The sequence below is a fragment of the Pelotomaculum sp. PtaB.Bin117 genome (genome assembly GCF_002067195.1).
Classification (GTDB): domain Bacteria; phylum Bacillota; class Desulfotomaculia; order Desulfotomaculales; family Pelotomaculaceae; genus Pelotomaculum_D; species Pelotomaculum_D terephthalicicum.
This window is the reverse complement of the sequence record NZ_MVQM01000017.1, coordinates 1-4003: the sequence shown is the minus strand read 5'-3', so window position 1 is coordinate 4003 and position 4003 is coordinate 1. Positions and strand designations below refer to the sequence as shown.

The window sequence follows — 4003 nt, the reverse complement described above, 5'->3', positions numbered from 1 at the left end:
TTGAAACGGCAGACGGCACATCTTAGCGTACGGACGGTCAGTGACCGTCACACTCACCTCCCCGTGCTCTGTAGTATATCTGCTTATCCAACAAAATCATACCACAGAGCTATACAAGATTTTACCACTTTAATTCTATTTTGTGCCTTGAGCACAGCGAAAGGAATGACACTTAGGTTGAAAGATAAAATTTTTAGCGTGAAAGATAAAATTTTTCAATGGGTGATTTCTATTTGTTTGCTGGTGCTGCTGGGCATCGCTGCCGCCGGCGGCTGCGGCCGGGTCGCCGGGCAAAAGGGGGAGGAGGCGGGGACAATTGTGCGGCAGCAGGCTATCGAAGATAGTAAATTTGCGGTATATGGCCAGTTTCCGGTTAACGTAAAACCTGAGATGGATACTTTGCCGCTGGCTCCGGAGCTAAGCAAAATGACCAGCAAGGTTTTTATCAAGCTGTCCAAGACAGACAAGGAAATACTTGATAAAAATGGGTTTGTCGTGCTCCATGAAAAATCTGCGATGTAGATATTAAAAATACAAATTTTATAAAAAAGAGGTCGTTTGGTATGGAGCATTTCCCCAACGCTACTCTTGTCGCACAAATATTTCACATAATTATATTGATTTTGTTTGTAGCTGGTATTCTAGTATTAATATTTAAAGCGTGGTTTTTCAAAAAGAGTACTATTAACAAAATTGATGAGATGGAAAAAGAATTGAAGGAAATAAGAAAAATAATCGAAGATAAAAGAGCTAGGAAAGCAGAGTAACAAGCCTTTTGCGGCAGAAAGAAAGGTAAGTGGCATGGATAAAAGATAAGAGATTAGCCCGATAATGCTAAGAGCTTATAACGGAAATGGCGTCAGCGATATCCCGTACCCGGCGCGTGGGATATTGTAAGAGACAAACTATATGTCAATCCCTTTCTGGAAATCCCTGCGCAGGGATTTTTTAAATTTTTTTGCAAAAGGATGATCTTTTTTTATGGTTTTTACGTCATGTATTACAGAACAAAGTTATAATGGCGTTCATGATTTCCTTTCCTGCCTGTGTCCCAGTATGTTAATGATCTAAGGGATGATATGAAGATGACGATGCGGTGATCTGGAGGGGTGTTTCATGCGGTTTAAGATAACCAACTTGGAAACCGCAGTTGTTTTTTCACTTATTGCCTTAATCGCTTTCACAGTAACAGGCTGCTCGTCTCAGCCCGTGGCGCCGGACGGGTCCGGGATGCCCGGCCGCTTTGACCGGGCGGAAAGGCTCGGCCAATTTACCGTGGTCAACAGAGCCGTGGACTGCCAGGGAACCACGGTTACTATAGAAAAAATCCTGCTTGACAGGACGGGGACGTTTATGATTGCCGCCGTTGAAGGAGATATCAGGGGAACGGTGGATCCGCTTTGCGTCAAGCTTTTTGACGGGGAGGACCGGAATCTGGGCTTTAACTCTTTCCAGCAAGAATACCCGGCAGAATTGCCTGGAGGTGAAATACTTTTAACCTTTGATCCGATTGAAAATTTTAATGAACCATTGCGTCTGGAGTTTTCCGGCGGGCCGGTACAGTATGAGAACGGGCCTGTCGTTCTGAACTTGCAAGATATTAAGTTTAAAAAAGCGGACAATAAATACGTCTGTACCTATCAACTGGCTGAACTGGCGGAGAAAAACGGCTACAAGCGTTGCTGGAAATAACGCTACTGCGGAATTGGACGTGGCTGAAACAATATTAAGGAAAGGAGACAGGGAAGCTGAGCCTCTTCATTTCTATGCTTACTTGACCTTAAAACAAGGGGAAAAGGCAGCCAGGACCTTTACCTGGAAAAGGAGCAAAATAAGTGGAAGATAACCAGGGTTGACGAGCTGACCATATTCGAAGAAATGCAGGGAGTCAATTCAGTTTTAAACAAAGATGGCAAATTATTTCCCTAAAACAGAAAATATAGAAGAGATTGCGCCAGGAGGTGGCTGACATGATTAAATTCAGCAAGATTGCCGTTTCCCCGGTTGTATTTTTATTGGTTTTCGCTGTTATCACCGGGTTGGCCGGCAAAGACCATGAATTTTGGGCCGCTGAACAAAGCCTGCCGGCCAACGAGGCTGAAGCGGCGGCAGCCGGCGAGTTATTAGATGAATTAAAGGTAAAACTGTGGCAGGCTACGACCAATTATGAAATGGCAAATATTATTGGCGCTTTTGACGCCCTGCCCGGGCCGGACCCTGACGCGGCGCAGGTTTTACTGGACTACCTGAGAGATAAAAATATAAATGACGCCTTTAGCATCAGTAATATCCTGATTAGGTTGATGACAGAGGAGCAAGTTTCTCAACTGGCTAAAGATATTGGCGCTTATAATGACGCTAATGCCAACCGGTATCTGGTTCCTGTTCTGGCAGCCCGCATGAATAATCCGGATGATTTGACCAGTGCGGTTCTTTCCCTGCAAGGCAATTGTTTTTTTGAGCAGGCCTGGCAAATAGTTTTTGTCAATCCGGCCGATCTGGTGCGATGGCTGGATGAGACTTGCGTTAAACTAAACGATCCGTACGTTGAGCGGCGTCTTGTCGACACAGTCGGGAGATTTGCTCAAAAACAAATTGACAATGCCGGCCGCGCGGCCGTCACCGGCTGGCTATGGCGCGCGCAGGAGAAGGAACCGGATCCGGTTTACCGCTCCGACCAGCTTTGCACCCTCTATCAATTGGGAGAGACGAAAGCGTTGGAAACGTTAGGTAGCCTCTATTCCAGCCTTGCTTCCGCCAGGGCTAGAGCCGGCTTGATTTATAGAATCGCCGGCATCGCTCACCAGCGATTAGCGGAAACCGATAGGGAGCGCTGGATTGACTGGCTGTGGAAAATCGCCGAAACGGATGCGTCGCCATACTGCCGCCAGGCATGCCTTGCCGCCCTCTATATGGATTTAGGCCAGGAAAAGGCCCTGGAACAGTATGTGCGGGATACGGACCAAAACGGAACGGCTGCCTTAACGCAAGAGGATCATGTTTTCAGAATTGGCGGCTCGGACTGGCGGTTGCTGAAGGATGCCTGCCAAAAATATCCGCGCAGCTACCTGGCCCGGGGAGTCGAGTCCTATGAGGCAGTGCGGGGGATACCCTATTTTGAAATAGAGCGTGCCGAGGAACCATCATATAACGGCGTCTGGGTGCCTCCGTACGGGGACGAGGAGTATGATCTGGACCGGGAAATCCCCGGCTGGGAAAAATTCCTGGCGGAATTTCCCCGCCACCCGGCCGCGGACGACGCGGCTTACCGCCTGGCGCGCTGTTACGAGATCGAGGGACGTTTTAGCGATGCCGTCAAGACGATGCAGCAAGCCCGTTTCTTGACTGACGGAGACATTAGCTACGCGGCAGCCGGCAGGTTGGTTTACATCCTGGATGTGCGGATGACTTATGAGCAACTGGAGGCGCTGGCCGCGGAAAAACTGGAGCCGCCCCTGCAGGCGTTTGTCAGCTATTCCCTGGCTGTAAGGGAAGTCCGCCGGGATAATTACGCGCGGGCTGCCGCCGGGCTGGAGGATTTTTTAAAACAGGAGGAAGCTCTGACAGCCGGACAGTTTATTTTGCCTTTTGATTATCTCAACAATTTTGACTATCTCAACGAGAAGGATAAATACGATTTGCGCGGTTCAGTCGAAAAGCAGCTGGCCGAGGTAAAGAAGCTTGCCGGTTTGCAGTCCCAGTGGGAAGAATCAAAGGACCCGGCTGATTTATACCAATTAGCGGCGGCGATCTTTCATAACGAGATGCTTTACTATAACCACTTGTGGGCCGGGGAGCGGCAGGAATACAACTGGCTGGGATTTATCAACACCACGGGCCACGGACACGCGCCCGCGGAAATGGCTGTTTTCGTCCGGGAGATGATCAACTGCAACCACAGCCTGCCGTATTTCCAGCAGGTCTACCGGGAGCCGTCCGCCGCGCCGGAGCTGAAGGCCAGGGCGCTTTACTCCGCCGGCCTTTGCTACATCGGCCTGGACGA

4 protein-coding genes are annotated in these 4003 nt (G+C 49.1%); all 4 read left to right on the top strand.

Features of this window, described 5'->3' with window-relative positions:
• Positions 1-177: 177 nt before the first annotated feature.
• Entirely contained in the window at positions 178-522 is a 345-nt protein-coding gene (locus A4E54_RS00585) for a hypothetical protein (RefSeq protein WP_240084144.1), read from the top strand.
• A gap of 41 nt (positions 523-563) precedes the next feature.
• Positions 564-767 carry a hypothetical protein gene (locus A4E54_RS00580; RefSeq protein WP_240084145.1) on the top strand — a complete coding sequence of 68 codons (204 nt, stop codon included), beginning with the start codon at positions 564-566 and terminating at the stop codon, positions 765-767.
• Between the two features lie 349 nt (positions 768-1116).
• A complete protein-coding gene (locus tag A4E54_RS00575) occupies positions 1117-1692 on the top strand; it encodes a hypothetical protein (protein WP_240084146.1) in 576 nt (191 codons plus the stop codon).
• A 278-nt stretch (positions 1693-1970) separates the two neighbouring features.
• Positions 1971-4003 (top strand): tetratricopeptide repeat protein (locus A4E54_RS00570; protein ID WP_286723712.1); only part of this gene is annotated, 2033 nt, incomplete at its 3' end.

What these genes read in the sequence shown, in the direction of transcription:
- A4E54_RS00575 (WP_240084146.1), top strand. Translation starts at nt 1,117, where the DNA reads ATGCGGTTTAAGATAACCAACTTGGAAACCGCAGTTGTTTTTTCACTT.
- A4E54_RS00580 (WP_240084145.1), top strand. Translation starts at nt 564, where the DNA reads ATGGAGCATTTCCCCAACGCTACTCTTGTCGCACAAATATTTCACATA.